The 19,471-nt window shown below is 34.8% G+C and carries 14 protein-coding genes; all 14 read left to right on the forward strand.

The window, feature by feature from the left end:
- The first annotated feature begins 17 nt into the window (after positions 1 to 17).
- The 14 genes from JOC47_RS02525 (at position 18) to JOC47_RS02590 (ending at position 19,454) form a co-directional block, all read left to right on the forward strand.
- Positions 18 to 746, forward strand: a complete 729-nt coding sequence (locus JOC47_RS02525; protein WP_204700400.1) for a GntR family transcriptional regulator — start codon at positions 18 to 20, stop codon at positions 744 to 746.
- Positions 747 to 761: 15 nt separating this feature from the next.
- The gene (locus tag JOC47_RS02530; RefSeq protein WP_204700401.1) at positions 762 to 1,067 is read left to right on the forward strand and encodes a PTS sugar transporter subunit IIB; all 306 of its coding nucleotides are present in this window, start codon (positions 762 to 764) and stop codon (positions 1,065 to 1,067) included.
- A 91-nt stretch (positions 1,068 to 1,158) separates the two neighbouring features.
- Positions 1,159 to 2,385 (forward strand): PTS sugar transporter subunit IIC, encoded by a 1,227-nt coding sequence (locus tag JOC47_RS02535; protein ID WP_204700402.1) that lies wholly within the window; start codon positions 1,159 to 1,161, stop codon positions 2,383 to 2,385.
- Between the two features lie 370 nt (positions 2,386 to 2,755).
- Positions 2,756 to 4,069, forward strand: coding sequence for an ABC transporter substrate-binding protein (locus JOC47_RS02540; RefSeq protein WP_204700403.1), 1,314 nt, complete (start codon positions 2,756 to 2,758; stop codon positions 4,067 to 4,069).
- A gap of 62 nt (positions 4,070 to 4,131) precedes the next feature.
- Positions 4,132 to 5,043: a carbohydrate ABC transporter permease gene (locus tag JOC47_RS02545; RefSeq protein WP_204700404.1), complete on the forward strand. Its 912-nt coding sequence runs from the start codon at positions 4,132 to 4,134 to the stop codon at positions 5,041 to 5,043.
- A gap of 15 nt (positions 5,044 to 5,058) precedes the next feature.
- Positions 5,059 to 5,928, forward strand: a complete 870-nt coding sequence (locus tag JOC47_RS15295) for an ABC transporter permease subunit (protein ID WP_204700405.1) — start codon at positions 5,059 to 5,061, stop codon at positions 5,926 to 5,928.
- A 33-nt stretch (positions 5,929 to 5,961) separates the two neighbouring features.
- Positions 5,962 to 7,296 carry a 6-phospho-beta-glucosidase gene (locus JOC47_RS02555; protein WP_204700406.1) on the forward strand — a complete coding sequence of 445 codons (1,335 nt, stop codon included), beginning with the start codon at positions 5,962 to 5,964 and terminating at the stop codon, positions 7,294 to 7,296.
- Positions 7,297 to 7,319: 23 nt separating this feature from the next.
- Complete coding sequence (locus JOC47_RS02560) at positions 7,320 to 10,046, forward strand: GH36-type glycosyl hydrolase domain-containing protein (protein ID WP_204700407.1); 2,727 nt, start codon at positions 7,320 to 7,322, stop codon at positions 10,044 to 10,046.
- 17 nt (positions 10,047 to 10,063) lie between these two features.
- Positions 10,064 to 11,053 carry an L-glyceraldehyde 3-phosphate reductase gene (mgrA, locus tag JOC47_RS02565; protein ID WP_204700408.1) on the forward strand — a complete coding sequence of 330 codons (990 nt, stop codon included), beginning with the start codon at positions 10,064 to 10,066 and terminating at the stop codon, positions 11,051 to 11,053.
- A gap of 21 nt (positions 11,054 to 11,074) precedes the next feature.
- Positions 11,075 to 11,500, forward strand: a complete 426-nt coding sequence (locus JOC47_RS02570) for a cupin domain-containing protein (protein WP_204700409.1) — start codon at positions 11,075 to 11,077, stop codon at positions 11,498 to 11,500.
- Between the two features lie 21 nt (positions 11,501 to 11,521).
- Positions 11,522 to 14,788 (forward strand): hypothetical protein, encoded by a 3,267-nt coding sequence (locus JOC47_RS02575; protein WP_204700410.1) that lies wholly within the window; start codon positions 11,522 to 11,524, stop codon positions 14,786 to 14,788.
- A 387-nt stretch (positions 14,789 to 15,175) separates the two neighbouring features.
- Positions 15,176 to 17,128, forward strand: a complete 1,953-nt coding sequence (locus JOC47_RS02580; protein ID WP_204700411.1) for a porin family protein — start codon at positions 15,176 to 15,178, stop codon at positions 17,126 to 17,128.
- A 31-nt stretch (positions 17,129 to 17,159) separates the two neighbouring features.
- On the forward strand, positions 17,160 to 18,170 hold the full coding sequence (locus JOC47_RS02585; RefSeq protein ID WP_204700412.1) for an Ig-like domain-containing protein: 1,011 nt from the start codon (positions 17,160 to 17,162) through the stop codon (positions 18,168 to 18,170).
- Between the two features lie 123 nt (positions 18,171 to 18,293).
- Entirely contained in the window at positions 18,294 to 19,454 is a 1,161-nt protein-coding gene (locus tag JOC47_RS02590; RefSeq protein WP_204700413.1) for a glycoside hydrolase family 16 protein, read from the forward strand.
- Positions 19,455 to 19,471 lie beyond the last annotated feature (17 nt).

The raw sequence follows: 19,471 nt of genomic DNA on the forward strand, positions 1-19,471 counted from the left end.
TAAAAGAGGTGACAGAAATGGAGCAAATAAGGTTAAATGAAAATAGTCCCGTGCCTTTATATTATCAATTAGAGAATTTGATCAGAGAAAAGATAGAAGATGGAGAGTACAACCCTGGCGATAAAATTCCTTCGGAGCGGGAATTAAGTGAAATTGTAGGTCTAAGTAGAATGACGATTAGGAAAGCAATCAATAATTTAGTAGAAAAGGGGATTCTAAAGCGAAAAAGAGGACAAGGAACATTTGTATCTGAAGAAAAATTAGATTCTTTTCCTGAATTGATAGGATTTAATGAGCATATAGAGATGAAAGGGATGACCCCATCTAGTAAAGTTATAGAACATGAAATTATTGAAGTTAATGCAGAAATAGCAGAAAAGTTAAATCTCAACAAAGGTGATCAAGTGATATTGACTTCTCGCTTGAGATTAGCAGATGATAATCCAATTGGATTTGAGAAGTCTTATGTTCCCTATCATATTTGTCCTCAATTAATGGAATTGGATTTATCAGAAGAGTCTATTTATCAAACTTTGACTAATGAAGGGTATAAACCTACTAAAGCGGACCAAGAAGTTGAAGCTATTTTGGCTGATGAATATATTGCTGATTTATTAGGTGGAGAAATTAAACAAGCAATTCTAAAAAATACTAGAATTACTTATTCAGGCGATACTCCTGTGGAATTCAGTTATAATTTTTATCGTGGTGATAAATATAGTATTCATACAACTATAAAAAATTAAGTGAGGGTTGAAGAGATGGAAATATTATTAATTTGTGTGTGCGGAATGAGTACTAGTATGTTAGCAGAAAAAATGAAACAGGCAGCAGAAGAAAGGAGTTATCAAATTAATATTGAGGCCAATGTAGCAGATAATGCAACAGATATTGTGCCGGATTATGATGTTGTTTTATTAGCCCCACAAGTGAGTCATAAAGAAGAAGAGATTGAAAAAATAGTGGCTCAATATGAAGATGTTGAATTAGGGGTGATTGATTCTTTGGCTTATGGTCAACTTGATGGTGAAGCAGTTTTAAAACAAGCCCTGAATTTGGTTGACTAAGCTTAAATAATAAATTATAATTTAATCACATTAATAGTAATGATTATTCTCATCTTTATCTGCTTTTCCAATTGAAATGGGTGGTGTAGAAATGAAAAAATTCAATAATTTTTTAGATAATAAATTAATTCCATTCATGACCAAAATTTCAAATCAAGTTCATGCCAAAGCGATTAGAAAAGGTTTTATTGCTGTACTGCCAGTTACTTTTATTGGTAGTTTGATTATTTTATTACATAGACTACCGCTTTCTATTATAGAAAAGAATCAAAAACTATTATTTGAATTATATGAGATTACATTAGGATTAATTGGAATATTTTTAGTAATTGCTGTTAGCTATAATTTAGCTAAAGAATATGAAATGGAGCGACTATCAATCGCTCAAATGTCACTAGTAAATTATTTATTAGTCTCTATTTCATTTACAGAACAGAAAATTACTTTAGACTATTTAATAACTCCTAACTTATTTACAGCTATTATTGTAGCAGTTTTAACTGTAGAAATCATTAGAATTACAGATCAGTTTAATTTTGAGTGTCAACTGCCGGAGCAAATTCCGACAGCTGTCTGTGAGACATTTACTTCTTTAATTCCGGGTTTTGAATCAGTTCTGTTTTTTACTCTGTTTAGCTATATATTCCAGAGTGTTTGGGGGACGCCTTTATCTGGATTTATAAATTATATATTATCACCTGTGGTTAATATAGTAGATAGTGCTTTTGGAGTGTTTTTCTTTGGAGTTTTATCACAGTTATTGTGGTTTGCCGGTACTCATGGTGTAGCAACGGTAGGAGTGATTTTACGTCCTTTTTTAGAGCAAAATTGGTTAGTAAATGCTCATTTGCAGATGTCTGGACAAGAAATGGAACATATTTTTACGATGCCGTTTTGGAATTTTTATATGTTAATTGGCGGTTCAGGAGCTACCTTAGTGCTATCTTTGCTGTGTCGGAAAAGTAAAGTTGAACAGTTAAGAGAGACTGGAAAAGTTAGTTTATTATCTAGTTTGTTCAATATTGATGAACCTATTTTATTTGCTTCTCCATTAGTAGCTAATAAAATAATGTTTATTCCTTTTATTTTCATTCAACCAACGATTGGTGTCATAGCCTATTTTGCTATTAAATATGGGTTAGTATCGAAATCCTTTATTAGAGTACCATGGGTTACTCCTGCGCCAATTGGTGCTTTCATTTCTACTTTGGATTGGCGCTCCCTAGTTTTAGTAATAGTGTTAGCTTTATTGTCTGGTTTATTGTATTATCCCTTCTTTAAACGCTATGAACAAAAACTTTTGCAAGAAAATGAATAAAATTGTTGACAACTATCAGAATCATTGGTATAATTTTAGTAAGAAATAAGTGGTATAGACCTATACCCCTAAAAATAATTTAATAAGTTAATAACCTATCTTAAAGAAATTGCCACTCGCAATAACCTCAATAACTTATATACAGAGTGGTATTTTTATTAAAAACAGTGGTATAGTCCTGTACATCACTATCAAGTTAATACCTTTCCTTTATAATTATTCTATAAGTTTTTAAGTAGTCAGTTAGCAGTACTAATTTACTTTATCTATTTACTTTATCTATTTACTTTATCTATTTCACTTATCTGTTATAAGTTCATAATTTTATAATCCTGCAGATGAGTACAAAAAAATTTTTGGGGGGAAACAAATGAATAATAAGAAATGTTTATCCATGTTTTTAGCTGTTATGTTGTTAGCAGGGACTTTGTTTTTAGTGAGTGCTGAAACTCAAGCATTCTTCGGTTTCGGAGATGACAAAGAAGAAGAAAAGCCTAAAGAACAATCAGGTCCAGTAACAATTGAAGTAGCTACTTGGGCTGATGAAGCAATGTTGAAAATGGTTGATGACTTTGAGAAAGAACATCCAAATATTAATGTAGAAATTGCTAAGACAGCTTTTGCAGACCATCATAAGACATTATTAACTAAAATTGCTGCTGGTGCAGATGTGCCGGATGTAGCATTTATTGAAATCTCTTATATTGGTAACTTTGCTGCAAAAGGTGGATTTATAGATTTAACTCAAGATCCATATAAGGCTCAACAGTATGAAGAGGATATAGTTGGTTATGCTTATGCGCATGCTAAAACAAAAAGTGGAAAGTTAATTGCACTACCGACTGATATTGCTCCAGCAACTGTTTTCTATCGTAAAGATCACTTGAATAAGATTGGCTATGAAAAAGATGATATGAAGACAATGCAAGATTGGATTGAAGCAGGTAAGAAGTTTGCTAAGGATACAGATGGAGACGGTGCTAATGATAGATGGTTAATTGCTGATGCATCTAACATCTATAATATGTATGCTCGAAGTGGTGAAAATAGATACTTCAATGAAGAAGGAGAATGTATAGTTGATTCTGAGCGATTTGTAGAAGGATTTAGAATGGCGCAGAAAGTAAGAGAATTAGGTCTAGATGCAGGTATGGCACCATGGAGTAATGAGTGGACTGCTGCTCTTAAGAACGGTAGTGTACTAATGGAGCCATCAGGAGCTTGGTTAGGTGGACACTTAAAGTCTTGGATTGCACCTGAAGCTAAAGGAAAATGGCGAGCAACTGAACTGCCAAATGGTATGTATGCTAAGAATGGTGGTTCTTATGCTGGTATTCCAGAAGCTGCAGATCATAAGAGAGCTGCTTGGGAGTTTATTGAATACTATTCTACTAACAAAGACATTCAGGTTCAGAACTTTAAAGAAGCAGATACATTCCCATCTTGGAAGCCAGCTTTCAATGACCCAATTATGGATGAACCAATTGAATACTTAGGCGGTCAAAAGGCACGACAGATGTGGGTTGACGCAGCTCAAAAAGTACCAAACGTTGTAACTAATCCAAATGATATGGTAGCTGAAGAAATTGTAGCAAGTGCTCTATCGGATGTATTAGAAAATGGAGAAGATCCGAAAAAAGCATTAAAAGAAGCTAAAAAGTTAATTGAAAGAAGAGCTAGATAAATAAATTATTATAAGTTCAGGGTTGGGTTCTGCCCGACCCTGATTAACAAAGGAGGCTAATTATGAGATTAAGCAAAGAAAAAGCACCATATTTATTCATTTCACCGTTTTTTATATTATTTGCTATCTTTGGTGCTTTCCCAATCTTGTTTTCATTCTTTTTAAGTTTTAATCAGTGGGATGGGCTCTCGGCAATGCAGTTTGTTGGATTTGAAAATTATTTATTAGTGTTAACTGATCCATGGTTTTGGAAGTCGATTAAAAACACCTTGGTTATTTTTGTATTGACGACAATTCCGCAGCATTTAATAGCTTTGTCTTTAGCATTTATATTAAATTCTGCTAAAGTTAAGTTTAAAGAGTTCTTTAGATCAGCTTACTTTTTACCGTATATTACTTCTTCGGTAGCAGTTTCTTTGATCTTTATGACTTTATTTGGGGAACATTACGGAATAATAAATGCTGTTTTAAAGTATGTATCTAATTTCCCTGGAGTTGAAATGCTATTTAATTTGATTAATGCAGAATTGCCGATTAGGTGGTTAAATAGTGCTAAATGGTTGAAACCAGCAATTGCTATTTTGATTACTTGGAAATTTACCGGTTGGAATATGATTATTTATTATGCTGGAATTCAAAAGATACCAGAAAGCTTATATGAAGCAGCTGAAGTAGATGGTGCTAGTTTATTTGATAAGTTCTTTAGAATTACGTTACCATTATTAAAGCCGATTATCTTCTTTGGTGTAACAATGTCTATCATTGGTAACTTACGTATCTTTGCAGAACCAATGATTTTAACAGGTGGATCAGGCGGTCCAGGACAATCTGGTTTAACGACAGCAATGTATTTATATAAGACTGGTTTTGAATGGACTCAATTTGGAGTAGGTAGTTCTATGGCTTATATTTTATGTGCTTTGATAGTTACTTTATCATTACTTAATAACAAATTCTTTAATAAAGAAATTTAGGGGAGGTAGAAAAAAGTGAGTTTAATCAGTAATAGTCAAGATAACCCTCAAGAAAGTAGTAATGTAAAATATACATTACAAAGAATATTGCTCTATACAGTTTTGGTTGTAGGAGCAATAGTAACTTTATTTCCGTTTTTCTACATGTTAATAATAGCGACGAGAACTAGAGCAGATATATTTACTTTTCCACCACCGATTTGGTTTGGCGATTCTTTTATTGACAACCTTAATATCTTATTAAATAAGATGCCGTTTTTCCGCAATATCTTTAATAGTATTGTGATAGCAGTGAGTACAACTTTCATGACTATGTTCTTCTGTGCTTTAGGTGGTTATGGTTTTGCGAAATATGATTTTAAATGGAAGAGCCAATTATTCTTCTTGATGTTAGGAACAATGATGATTCCTGCTTTATTAAGAATAATTCCATGGTTTATTATGATGAGACAGTTTGGTTGGATTAATACTTTCTGGCCGTTAATTATTCCTGGAATTGCGAATCCATTTGGTATCTTTTTAATGAAACAGTTTATGGATGATATTCCTAATAGTATTATTGATGCAGCAAGAATAGATGGATGTAGTGAATTCCAAATCTTTTATAAAATGGCGTTACCATTGAGTTTACCTGGCTTAGGAACATTAGGGATTTTAACTTTCTTAGCATCTTGGAACCGATATATGCAGCCGTTATTAATTCTGCAAGAAAAATCAATGTATACTATTCCAGTTGCATTATCTAAATTACAAGGTAAGATAGACCAAAACTGGGGTGCACAAATGGTAGGAACTACTTTAGCAATTGCACCAATCATAATTGCTTTTGTGTTAGCGTCTAAGCAGTTTATTTCTGGAATTACAGAAGGTGCTACTAAAGGATAAATTAATAATCCAGTTTAAAAGGGGAAGGTAATTATGGAAGATAAGAAGGCTTTAAAAATCACTGTTATTGGTGGTGGAAGTAGTTATACGCCAGAAATAATTGAGGGGTTAATTGAACGTCACCACCAACTACCTGTTGCAGAGTTGTATTTAGTAGATATTGAAGCCGGCCGAGAAAAGTTAAATATAGTTGGTGCTTTGGCACAGCGGATGATTGAGCAAGCAGGACTTGATATTGATATTCATCTTACTTTAGACCGAGAAGAAGCAATTAAAGAGGCTGATTTTATTATTACGCAATTTAGAGTGGGGCTTTTAGATGCTCGAATTCAAGATGAAAAGATACCGCTGCAGTATAACTGTTTAGGTCAAGAAACAACTGGGGCTGGAGGCATGGCTAAAGCCTTAAGAACTATTCCCGTTATTTTAGATATCTGTGCTGATATTGAGAGATTGGCCCCTGAGGCATGGTTGATTAATTTTACTAATCCCAGTGGAATTATAACTGAAACAGTTCTTAAGCATACAGATGTACAGTGTATTGGTTTGTGTAATGTACCTGTAGTGATGCATAATACTTGTGCTGAAATGTTAGAAGTAGAGAGAAAAGAAATTGAATTAGATTTAATTGGCCTTAATCATTTGGTGTGGGGTCGAGATGTAATTTATAAGGGGCAGAGTCAACTTGATAAAATTCTATCTCGTCTACTGTCAGGAGAACAAATTTCAGTGAGCAATATTTCTGATTTTCCGTGGGAAGAAGACCTATTAAAAAGTTTAGAGCTATTACCTTGTCCTTATCATAAATATTATTATCAAACATCTAAGATTTTAGAAGAAGAGATTGAGGCGGCTGAGAACGAAGGGACACGAGGCGAAGTGGTTAAAAAGTTAGAAAAAGAACTGTTTAAATTATATCAAGATCCAAACTTAAGAGAAAAACCGGCTATGTTAGATGAGAGGGGCGGTCACTTTTATTCAGAAGCTGCTTGTGATTTGATTAATGCTATTTATAATGATTTAGGAACAACTCATTATTTAAATGTGCCTAATAATGGTGTTATAGACTCTTTGCCTGATGATGCAGTAATTGAAAGGACTTGTCTTGTCAACCAAAGCGGACCTCATCCTTTTAACAGTGAAAAATTAGAACCTAAAATCAGAGGTCTAATTCAAGTAGTCAAAGATTATGAAATTTTAACTATTCAAGCAGGGGTTAATGGTTATTATGATGCCGCTTATCAAGCTTTATTACTACACCCTTTAGTAGATAGCAATTCGGTTAAACCGTTATTAGATGATATTTTAGCAGCAAATAGTGAATATTTACCGCAGTTTGAATCTGTAATAGAAGAAAAGAACTTATAATATCTATAATTAGGAGGATAATCATGAACGAACAAAGTTGGCAATTTATTGGTAACAATGGAGAGTTTACTTTAAAAGATCCAGAACAAAATAATTATCTATACTTTCCGCTAGTTAATGAAGCAGGTATGATGTCTGCAATAACTCCATCGTTACATGGAGATATTAAGACAGGACAGAATACTTTTGCTATGGAACCAGTGTCAGCTATAGATTTGCATAATAAGAAATCAACGCGTAACTTTTGGTTTTTAATAGATGATAGTGAAGTCTGGTCAGCAACAGGTAAGTCAGCTCAGCAAGAAGCAAATAGGTTTGCTAATGATGATGCAGAAGAGGTTACTTTAGAAGCCGGGATGTTGTGGCATAAAGTGACGAGAAAGAATGAAGATTTAGGTCTACAGTCTGAAGTATGTAATTTTGTACCGCAAACTGATGAGCAAGTTGAATTGATGAAAGTTACAATTAAGAATACAGGGAGTGAAAGTAAAAAAATAACCCCTACTTCAGGGATTCCACTTTATGGTCGCTCAGCAGATAACTTAAGAGACCATCGTCATGTAACATCACTGTTGAATGTAATTAAGACAGTAGATAATGGAGTAGAGTTATCACCTACATTATCTTTTGATGAACGTGGTCATAATTTAAATGATGTCTCTTATCAAGTTGTAGGTAGAAGCGGCAGTGGAGAAAGCCCAATTGGATTTTTCCCAGTCTTTGAAGACTTTATTGGAGAAGGCGGTTCTTTGACTTGGCCGGAAGCAGTTGTGTCTAATAAAGATGACTATGCCCAAGTTGGCGAAGAATTTACTGGATATGAAGCAGTAGGAGCACTTCGTTTTGATGATGTTGTATTAGAACCTGGCTCAGAAAAGTCTTATGTGTTAGCAATTGTAGTTGATGAAGATGGTTCTGAAGTAGATATAGCCCAAAAATACTGCAGTGCAGAGAAGTTTGATTCTTACTTAGCAGATAACAAAGAATTTTGGGAAGAAAAGATCGGAAAAGTAGAATTTGAATCTGGAGATGAGAAATTTGATGATTGGATGAAGTGGGTTACTTTACAGCCGACTTTAAGAAGAATTTATGGTTGTTCTTTCTTACCTCATCATGATTACGGCCGCGGCGGTCGTGGTTGGAGAGATTTATGGCAGGACTGTTTATCTCTACTATTAATGGAACCAGATTTAGTTAGAGATATCCTATATAATAATTTCGCTGGAGTTAGAATTGATGGTAGTAATGCGACAATCATTGGTTCTGAACCGGGAGAATTTATTGCTGATAGAAATAATATTAGTCGAGCTTGGATGGATCATGGGGCTTGGCCATTATTAACTACTAAATTATATCTTGATCGCAGCGGCGATTTAGAATTCTTATTAGAAGAGCAGACTTACTTTAAGGATGCTCAAAGTCATCGGACTCAGAAAATAGATGAAAATTGGAGTCCTGAAGATGGCAATGAATTGTTGACTACAGACGATAATACTTATTCAGGAACAATTATCGAACATTTATTGGTGCAGCATTTAAGTCTATTCTTCAATGTAGGAGAGCATAATAACTTCCGCTTAGAAGGTGGAGACTGGAATGATGGCTTTGATATGGCTGAAGATAAAGGAGAAAGTGTAGCTTTTACAGCCTTATATGCTGATAATATGTTAAAATTAGCTGAATTACTGCGCAATTTAGAAGAAGAATTAGATAAAGAAGAGCTAGAGTTGGCCCAAGAGATGAAACAGCTACTAGATACTATTACTGGGAAAATAGACTATGACTCAGTAAGTGAAAAACATGAGTTGTTAGAGCAGTACTTTGCTAGTTGTGAAGCAAAGGTTAGTGGGGCCAAGACTACAGTAGCTATTTCTGATTTAATTAATGATTTAGAAACTAAAGCTCAGTGGATTAAAGAGCATATTCGGGCCAATGAATTAATTGAAAATAAAGATGGCTATCAATGGTATAATGCCTATTATGATAATAATGCGCAGAGATTAGAAGGAGATTATCCATCGGGTGTTAGAATGACTTTGACGGGTCAAGTATTTACAATTATGAGTGGCGTAGCTACAGCAGAGCAGATAGAAAAAATTACTACTACTGCTGATCATTATTTAAAAGATGAGTCTGTAGGCGGCTATCGTTTGAATACCGACTTTAATGAGATCAAGTTGGATATGGGACGTGCCTTTGGTTTTGCTTTTGGTGAAAAAGAGAATGGTGCAATGTTTAGTCATATGGCAATGATGTATAGTAATGCTTTATACCAAAGAAGCTTTGCCTCTCAAGGATTTGAAGTAATCAATTCTGTTTATGAACATTGTAAAGACTTTAGTACAAGTAGAATCTATCCTGGTATCCCAGAATATATTGATTCACGGGGTCGAGGTCTATACCACTACTTGACTGGATCAGCTAGTTGGTTGTTATTAACAATGGTTAACCAAGTTTATGGAGTCCAGGGCCAAGTTGGAGATCTGAAATTAGCGCCGCAGTTAGTTAAGTCTCAATTTGATGAAGATAATCAAGCAGCAGTCACAGCTGTATTTGCAGATCGCGATCTGAAGATTAATTATCATAATCCAGAGTTGAAATCAGCCGCTGCTTATCAAGTAAAAGATATTAAACTAAATGGAGAAAAAATTGATTTTGATTTAGAAAATAGAGCAGCGATTATAGATAGAGATTTAATCACTAATTTAGATGAAAACAAGGAGCATCAGCTTGAAGTTACTCTAAACTAAAGTAAGTGAGGGATAAGATGGTTTATTCAGCAAATGATAATCGCTACGAAGATATGACTTACAATTATTGTGGGAATAGTGGTTTACAGTTACCAGCTATTTCTTTAGGAATGTGGCACAATTTCGGTGGTGTCGATAAATTTGAAACTAGTCGTGCTATGGTGAGACGGGCCTTTGATTTAGGGATTACTCATTTTGATTTGGCTAATAACTACGGTCCGCCGGCTGGTTCGGCCGAAGAAACTTTAGGTAGAATCCTAAAGAAAGATTTAGCACCGTATCGTGATCAATTGATTATCTCTACTAAGGCTGGCTATGGTATGTGGTCTGGTCCTTATGGAGATGGCGGTTCTAAAAAGTATTTAACTGCTAGTTTAGATCAGAGTTTAGAACGTTTAGGATTAGATTATGTTGATATCTTTTATCATCATCGACCTGATCCGAATACTCCTCTCGAGGAGACAATGAAGGCTTTAGATAGAATTGTGAAGCAGGGTAAGGCATTGTATGTTGGAATTTCTAATTATAATGCCCAACAGACAAAGAGAGCATCAGAAATCTTAAGAGATTTAGGAACACCATTTATTATTAATCAAGTCTCTTATTCTATGTTCGACCGTTGGACTGAAGAGTCTTTAATTGATACTTTAGGAGCTGAAGGATTAGGTGGGATTATCTTTTCTCCTTTAGCCCAAGGACTATTAACCGATAAATATATCGATGAAATCCCTGAAGATTCTCGAGCAGCTAGTTCAAGTCAATTTTTAAATGAAACTGATATTACAGACGAGAAATTGACTAAGATTAAAGAGCTGCATCAATTAGCGCAAAGTCGCGGTCAGAGTCTAGCTCAAATGGCTCTAGCTTGGGTTCTAAGACATGATAGCATTGCTTCAGTCTTAGTAGGAGCTAGTAAAGTTAGTCAAATTGAAGAGAATATCCAAACTGTAGATAGATTAGATTTTACTACAGATGAATTAAATAAAATTGATGAGATTCTTAGTTAATGCTCAAGGGAGGCTGAATAAATGGAGCCTAAAGAAGAATTAATTGAAGTTAAAGAATATACTGCAGATGGCTACCAGCCCTTAATTAATTATGAGTCATGGCGAGTAGCAATTTTGAAGTATTGTGATGAACTACTACCAGAAAATATTACTAAAATGCAGAAACACAATCAAACTGATGAAGTATTTGTCTTATTAGAAGGTGAATGTATTTTATTCTTAGCTGAGGGTGACGAAGAAATTGAAGAGATTCATGCCCAAGATATGGAGCCACTAAAAGTATATAATGTTAAGAAGTCAGTGTGGCATACTCATACCCTAAGTGAAGATGCAGTAGTCTTAATTGTAGAAAATGATGATACCTGCTTAGATAATTCACCTGAAAAAGATTTAAATTCAGAACAACAAGAAAAGTTAGTACAGTTAACAGCTGAAGCATGGAATTAATATTAATGAGGAGGCAGGAAAATGGGCCAAGATTTTTCCTTAACTGAAGAAGGCAATTTTGTAATTAAAGATTATCAAGATAAATCAACTTTTGCTAGCTTTCTACCTGGCATAGCTGGTAAGCTAGGAATTCCAATTTGGGCTTTTTATGTTAACCGGGGCCAAGGTTTAGCAAGCTTCGGAATTGAAAATAAAGATCATCCAATCATGGAGTTCTATCCGGCTAATAAATCCTATCAGAATGTTGAAACTAAAGGATTTAGAACTTTTATTAAGCTAGAAGATAATGATAGAGAAACTGTTTATGAACCTTTCCGGGAAGTAAATGAGCATATTTCGACTGAAATGACTATTGCTCCTTATCAACTAACAATTGAAGAGAAAAACTTAGAATTAGGCTTAGAAGTAATAGTTAATTATTATATTCTACCTAATGAAAACTTCGGTGGACTAGTCAGAAGAGTTGAAGTTAAAAATACTACTGGTCGTGAGAAAGATATAGAAGTCTTAGACGGGATGCCGATGTTGATTCCTTATGGGATTGGCAATGGTGCACTAAAAGAGGTTAGTCAAACAATTTCTGCTTGGGCCAAAGTCTATGCTTTTGATGAAGGAACACCATTTTATCGTTTGCGAGCTTCAGCAGAAGATGAAGCAGCAGTTAGCCAAATGGAAGCAGGTAATTTCTATATTCCATTTGCGAAGCAGGATGTTGAAAATCAACTACTACAGCCGTTAGTAGACCCCAAGGTGATTTTTGAGCATCGAACTAGTTTAGAAGAAGCAGTTGGCTTTAAAAAGCAGGATTTAACAGATTTTGATGGAAAACAGATTTTAGAAAATAGATTCCCATCTGCGATGGCAAGCCATAAAGAAACATTGTGCTGCGGTGAAGGACTAGAGATCAACTCAGTCTTTGGTCACTTAGCAGACCAAGATCGTTTAGCAGAAGTAACTGAGAAGGTCATGGAACCAGGCTTTTTAGAAGAAAAAGCTGAAGAAACAGCGCAGTTACATGATTATTATGCTGATCATATCTTTACTGTTAGTGGTGAAGATAGATTAGATGCTTACAGCCGTCAGACATTTATGGATAATATCTTACGGGGTGGATTCCCAATTAGTTTAGGTGAAGATAGTGATACAACTTATCATATCTTCTCTCGTAAACATGGTGATTTAGAACGTGATTATAATGAGTTTTCATTAGAACCAGCTTATTATTCGCAGGGGAATGGAAACTTTAGAGATGTTAATCAAAATCGTCGTTGTGATGTCTTCTTTAACCCTGAGGTTGAAGAACATAACTTGAAATTATTTGCTAACTTAATTCAACCAAATGGTTATAACCCATTAGTCATTGAAGGAAGTAAGTTTTATATTCCTACTGAAGATGCACAACAAGAGTTAGCTCAACATGCAGCAGAAGCTAATGATAAATTATTAGAGCGTTTACAAGAGACCTTTACTCCAGGAGAAATAGCTGTCTTTATTGATGATCATGATATCAACTTAGATGTAGATATTCCTGAGTTTGTTGATTTAGTAATTGATAGCGCAGAATTCTGGACAGAGGCTAAATTTGGAGAAGGATACTGGATTGACCACTGGACTTATAATTTAGATTTAATTGAGAACTACTTAGCAGTTTATCCGGAGCAATTAGCTGAGTTATTATTTGAAGATCAAAGTTATACTTTCTATGATAACTATGCTCAAGTTCAGCCGCGTGAAGAGAAGCATGTCCTAACAGATTCAGGGCCAAAGCAGTTGAATGCTGTAGTCGAATCTGAGGATAAGAAAGAGTTAATCGAAGCGCGGGGTAAGAACCCTTATTATGTGCGCACTGAAGATGGTGAAGGTGAGATTTATGAGACGACATTAATGACTAAGTTATTAACTTTAGTAATTAATAAAACTGCTACTCTAGATCCCTATGGAGTGGGAGTAGAAATGGAAGCTAATAAACCAGGTTGGTATGATGCTTTGAATGGTTTACCTGGCATCTTTGGATCTTGTACAGCCGAAACAATGGAGTTGAAGAGGTTAGTTGAGTTTCTATTAGACAGTATCCAGCAATTAGATGTAGCAGATAATAAAGAGATTACTTTACCGCAGGAACTATATCAATTCCAGCAGCAGTTAGCAGCAGTCTTAGAAGATTGGTTAGCAGAACGTGATGACTTTGCCTATTGGGAGCAAACTGCTCAGTTAAGAGAAGAGTATCGCGCCGAAGTTTTCTGGGGCTTATCTGGAGCTGAAGAAGAACTGACTATTGCTGAACTGCAGGAGTTTTTAGAGCAGGTAGCAGAGAAATTGGAGCAGGCAGTAGAGTTGGCCCAAGAAGAAGAGGGATTATTTACAACTTACTTCTCTTATCAGCCAGTAGAATACACTAAGACTGGTGAAGTTACAGCAGACGGTATGGAAAAGATAAAAGTAACTGAATTTGAACAGCACCGTCTACCACAGTTTTTAGAAGGGCAAGTTAGAGCAATGAAATTATTCTCTGATGAAGAAGAAGCTCAGCAGTTACATGATAATGTAGAGGATAGTCAATTATATGACGAACCTTTAGGCATGTATCGTGTCAATGGTGACCTATCTAGTGAATCCTATGATATTGGTCGAGCTAGAGCCTTTAGTCCCGGTTGGTTAGAGAATGGATCTATCTGGCTGCATATGGAATATAAGTATTTATTAGAATTAATCAAGGCTGGCTTAGCTGATGAATTTTATGCAGCAATTGATGAAGCATTGGTTCCATTCCAAGATCCTGAAACTTATGGCCGGAGTATTTTAGAGAATAGTTCATTCATTTTAAGTACGCTGAATGACGATAGCGAAAATCACGGTCGCGGTTATATTGCGAGGTTAAGTGGATCGACAGCTGAGTATATTCATATGTGGACGTTGATGGCATTTGGCCCGCAGCCATTTAAGATGCAGGATGGAGAATTAGTCTATCAACCTGAGCCGACTTTAAAGGCTGATTTATTCACTACTGAAGCTAAAGAAGTAACACTCCAACTTAGCGAAACAGAAAGAACTACAGTAGAAGTTCCAGCTAATAGCTTTGCTTATAGATTTTTAGGACAAACTTTAGTTGTCTATCATAATCCAGAACGAAAAAATACATTTGGAGAAGATAAAGCAGAAATTAAAAAGTATCAAGTAGAAAGAAAAACTGGTGAGCAAATTGAAGTTGAGGCTGCAGTGATTTCTTCTTCTCTAGCTAAAGAAATTAGAGCAGGAGAGGTCAAGCAAATAGATGTATATTTTGAGTAAGTATTTGAAGCAAAAAAATTAATTAGTAAAAAAGTATGAGTTGGATTTTGATTTTGACTTAATCTTTAAACTGATCACTTCTTACTCATCACTAATTACTATTCTTAAGAGGGGGTGATAACTTAATATGACTGATAATTGGAAAGGAAATTAAAATAAGCCACCCCATTTAGGGTGACAGGCCTGCAAACCGTCCCTAAATTGGAGTGACCATCTATAATTATATCACTTTAATAACTATAATCAAAATTCCTTTCTGATACAGATAGAACCAAAGAACTTTAGGGTAACATTGTATTAATATAATATTATAATTCTATAAGAGATTGATTAACTTAAAAAATAATTTTAAATTCGAGTTCAAACTGAAAGGGAGGAAGAATATAAATGAAGAAGATATCTTTTTTACTTAGTTTAGTGTTGGTTTTAGCTTTAGCTGCACCAAGTTTTGCAGCTGATGTTGAATTTAGTGGAGCAAGTTATTTTATCTTTGACGAATTTACTGAAATTGACGGGAAGCAAGAGTATTCAATGAATGGTAATACTAATATATTTGGCACAGGTGATTGGAAGAAATCAACTACTGATAATCCAAATGACAATCGCGAGAAATTTCAAAATAAATTAGTTTTAAATATGACAGCAAATGTGAATCAAAATTTAAAGGTGGATATGGGTTTTGAATCTTTAGTGGATGAATTTATTGGTTATCCTAACGGTACCGGAGCTACTAGAGTACAGGAAGCACCAACGGTTAGAGATAATCCACCAGTCCGTTTAAAAGACTTAAAAGTGACTGCCGATACAGAAGAGGCTAAAATTGTAGTGACTAATAATTTTAACTATAACTTTAATAGCCGAGTCTTAGCAACACAATTTGAAGATAACTGGGGTGAAATGAATCCTTATGGTGAAGGAGTATTAGTCGAAACAGACTTAGCAGGAGTAGCAACTAAAGGTTTTGTTTTCCAAGCTACTGAAACTACAACAGGCCCAGCTAGTAGTGCTGGTGATGATATTATTGTTGATAATAATGACCGCATGAAAGCAGCTGATAATTTAGTTTACGGAGCAGATTTCAAGAAAGAATTAGATAGAGGTAAAGTAGGAGCATTAATTGTAAATACCCATGATAAGAGCACGGATGAAAATACGTCATCTGATTTCGATCAAGATAAAGATATTCTAAGAGCAGCAGTGAATGGAGAATATAGAATCAATGATATGATTACGATTAATGGAGAAGTAATTACTGCTCAGTATGGTGATGATGTAACAAAAGTTATTAACGTACTTAATACCCCTTATCCTGCTGATGATGATGACAATCCTAATGATGCTAATTTTGATGTAGGTAACAAAGAAGATACTGAAATTTTAGAAGTGGGAACTAAACTAAATCCAATGCCTGGGTTAGAAGTTAACTTAGGATATAAGGATGTAGGTGAAGATTATATAGCTACGGTAGGTGCTGACCACAGTATGGACTCTTGGTATGGCGATGCTAGTTTCAATGCTGGCGATGGAACTGGTTATGATAAAGGGTTCTCTTTAAGTACTAATTATCAACTACCAGTCTTATTGACGCCAACAGCTACTTTAGAATTTACTGATTATGACCAGACTAGAAGTGCTTTCAATGATAATGAGGATACAAATGAACAAGAGATTGAAGCTTCTATTGCAACTTCTCAAGGTCCTTGGTCTGCAGAAGCTTCTTACCGTATTAAAGAAGAGACTAATAGTGGTGCTGATTATGTTGTTGGTGATGATAATACTGCAGCTGAAAGAGATATAGTTTATAATGACTTTAACATTAATGGCTCTTATAAAGTTATTGACTCTGAAAAATTAACAACTAATTTGCATGGAGATTTAAATTATTATGTTGGTGATGATGAGACAATAAATCAGAATTTTTCTACTGAAAAGCGTGTTAAAGTAGGTGCAGGCAACACTTATAAATTAAATGATAAAGTTACTTTAACTGGTAGCTATGATTATGGGTATGCAACAGAAGATAATGATGTATTTGAAGATGCCAGCGGTAGACAGCATTTAGTAAAGTTAGGTGCTAGTTACAAAGTTTCTGAAAATACAACTTTTGATGTTCTGTATAAGTATGACAACTATAATTTAGATCGAAAAGTTACAGATGCTGATGCATTAGTTAATTCTGTGTATAAGAAAGAAGCAGAACATCAGTGGTATGATGGTGGAGAAAGTTGGGAACACTCTGGATATGCTTGGAATAATGGACCAACTATTAAAAATGTAGCTCCGACTTATAGTGGTTATACAACTCATGAGGTAAAAGCTACTTTAACTGTTAACTTTTAATTAGAACTCTTAATCTAGAGGAGGTAGAGAGATGAAGAAGATAGCTATAATGTTAATTTTAGTGCTGGGATTGATTACTTTAGTTGGTTGTAGTACTGATAATGAAAGTAAGATGGTAAGTCATGTTTTAACAATGAAAGTAGAAGATGATACAACTGGTGAATTGATAGAAGAAGCAACAGTAACTGTTTATCAAGATGGAAAAAAATTATTTGATAAAAAAGGTGGAAACGGTGTACAGGTTCCTCTAGAAGATGGAACGTATACTATTGAAGCTGAAGCTGATGGGTATATAAAGGATTCTGAAGAGTTTGTTATTAATGGAGAAGCAGATGTTTCTACAATAACATTGACGGAAAAGGCATCTCCAGTAACTGTAACTGTAGAAGATGGTCAGGGTAATACTTTAGAAAATGCTGAAGTAACTGTTGGTTCAGATAAAGTAATGACTGATGCTAATGGTCAAGCAGTAATTAATTTAAAAGATGGTGAGCATACTGTGCAGGCTAATGCTATCGGTTATACTGGTGATTCACAAACTTTAACTATTGATGGATCTGCTCAATCAATCAGTTTAGAAGTTACTGCTGCTACCAAGTCTTATCTCTATTCTTCCGCTGGTACAGTAGATATTGCTAACACTATTGATACCTGGGGGTCTGGAACAGGATTAACTACTGATTATAGTGGTGATGCAGATTATTCACCAATAATTGAAGCAGTTTCAGGTACTAATTGGGGAGCTGATGCTGCTGTAGTAGCATTTACTGGTTTAAATGCTGGTGAATTGGCTAATTATAATAAGTTAGTCTTTAAAGTTAAGTCAGACCAGTATAGTAGTTTGCGTGTTAAAATTCCAGATACAGAAAATGAATATGTAATTGCTGATAATGGAGTTGATTTAGGTAATGGTTGGTATCAAGTGGAGATTGACCTAGCAGACTTTAGTGATGCTGTTGATTCAGCGGTAGAAGTTGCTATTCATAATAACTTCTATGGTAGTCCAGGAAAAATGTATATCACAGATGTATATGTTTACTAAGCTAATTTAATGATAAAGCTAAGTAAGGTTTGTATAATAGAGACCTTACTTAGCTTATCATTAAATAATAAAAAAATAAATAATTTTGTTCGTTAATATACGGGAAAGAGGCGATAAAATCATATGATTAATAGCAATCAAAAGTTGATGGGAGCCGTATTATTAAGCCTAATGCTTATTATAATTAGTGGTTGTGGTGGAGGAAGTAGTAATGGAGGAACAAATATTGACCAAGAACATACTTTGACTGTTAGTATTAATCATAATTCAGATTCTACTCCTCAAATAGAAGTTTATAATAATGAAGAGAAAGTTGATAGTGGTGAAGGAGATTTAGTGCAATTCAAATTAAATAACGGCAATTATACTATAAAGATATATAATAATTCTATAACTAAAATTAGAGATGTTGTAATTGACGGTAGTAACGAGAGTATAGATGTTTCTTTTTCTGATTCCACAAATCCAGCTGATGATTGGGATCCAGGTCAGGAATGGACACTTGCCTGGAGTGATGAATTTAATGATGGAGATTTTGATACTAACATCTGGACAAGGCAGAGATGGATGACTCCGCCTAATAATGAGTTAGAAAGTTATACAGGTGAGCCATCAACAGCCTATGAAGAGAATGGCTCTATGGTCTTGAAAGCAACTTATGACGGAGGAGCTTATGACCAGCAGGGTAATTATACTTCAGCTAGGGTTATATCTAATCCTGGAGGGCAGGATGGAAACTCCGGAGCTGATGGAAAAACATTTAAATATGGAAAAATAGCAGCTAGAATTAAATTACCTGGTGGCAAGGGTATCTGGCCAGCATTTTGGATGTTAGGAGATAATATAAGTGAAACAGGTGGTAATACATCTTGGCCGCAATGTGGTGAAATTGATATTTTAGAAACTGGGGCTAAAGGAGATCCAAATTATGGGCAGGGAACAGTTCATGCTACAGTCCATCGAGATCCTGGTACAGAGTCAAATCCTGAAGGATATAATAAATACGTTCCAGCCGGATCATATACTTTAGCAAATGGAGAACTATTTAAAGAAGACTTTCATGTATTTTCAATAGAGTGGGACCAAGAAAAGATTATATGGAAATTAGATGGAATTGAATTTGGCAGAAAAAAGATCAATTCAGATATTGAAAATGAATTTCACAAGGATTTTTATGTACTATTTAATATTGCTGTAGGAGGTCACTTTACTGCTACACCTGATGAAACAACAGATTTTCCACAATATATGTATATAGATTGGATTAGACATTATACTAAGTAGATAGATATTTAAACACG

It is taken from the genome of Halanaerobacter jeridensis, assembly GCF_016908315.1.
GTDB classification, from domain to species: domain Bacteria; phylum Bacillota; class Halanaerobiia; order Halobacteroidales; family Halobacteroidaceae; genus Halanaerobacter; species Halanaerobacter jeridensis.

Coding starts and splice junctions, on each gene's coding strand:
- JOC47_RS02585 (WP_204700412.1), top strand. CDS start 17,160: ATGAAGAAGATAGCTATAATGTTAATTTTAGTGCTGGGATTGATTACT.
- JOC47_RS02575 (WP_204700410.1), top strand. CDS start 11,522: ATGGGCCAAGATTTTTCCTTAACTGAAGAAGGCAATTTTGTAATTAAA.
- JOC47_RS02560 (WP_204700407.1), top strand. CDS start 7,320: ATGAACGAACAAAGTTGGCAATTTATTGGTAACAATGGAGAGTTTACT.
- mgrA (WP_204700408.1), top strand. CDS start 10,064: ATGGTTTATTCAGCAAATGATAATCGCTACGAAGATATGACTTACAAT.
- JOC47_RS02535 (WP_204700402.1), top strand. CDS start 1,159: ATGAAAAAATTCAATAATTTTTTAGATAATAAATTAATTCCATTCATG.
- JOC47_RS02545 (WP_204700404.1), top strand. CDS start 4,132: ATGAGATTAAGCAAAGAAAAAGCACCATATTTATTCATTTCACCGTTT.
- JOC47_RS02580 (WP_204700411.1), top strand. CDS start 15,176: ATGAAGAAGATATCTTTTTTACTTAGTTTAGTGTTGGTTTTAGCTTTA.
- JOC47_RS02570 (WP_204700409.1), top strand. CDS start 11,075: ATGGAGCCTAAAGAAGAATTAATTGAAGTTAAAGAATATACTGCAGAT.
- JOC47_RS02530 (WP_204700401.1), top strand. CDS start 762: ATGGAAATATTATTAATTTGTGTGTGCGGAATGAGTACTAGTATGTTA.
- JOC47_RS02525 (WP_204700400.1), top strand. CDS start 18: ATGGAGCAAATAAGGTTAAATGAAAATAGTCCCGTGCCTTTATATTAT.
- JOC47_RS02555 (WP_204700406.1), top strand. CDS start 5,962: ATGGAAGATAAGAAGGCTTTAAAAATCACTGTTATTGGTGGTGGAAGT.
- JOC47_RS02540 (WP_204700403.1), top strand. CDS start 2,756: ATGAATAATAAGAAATGTTTATCCATGTTTTTAGCTGTTATGTTGTTA.
- JOC47_RS02590 (WP_204700413.1), top strand. CDS start 18,294: ATGATTAATAGCAATCAAAAGTTGATGGGAGCCGTATTATTAAGCCTA.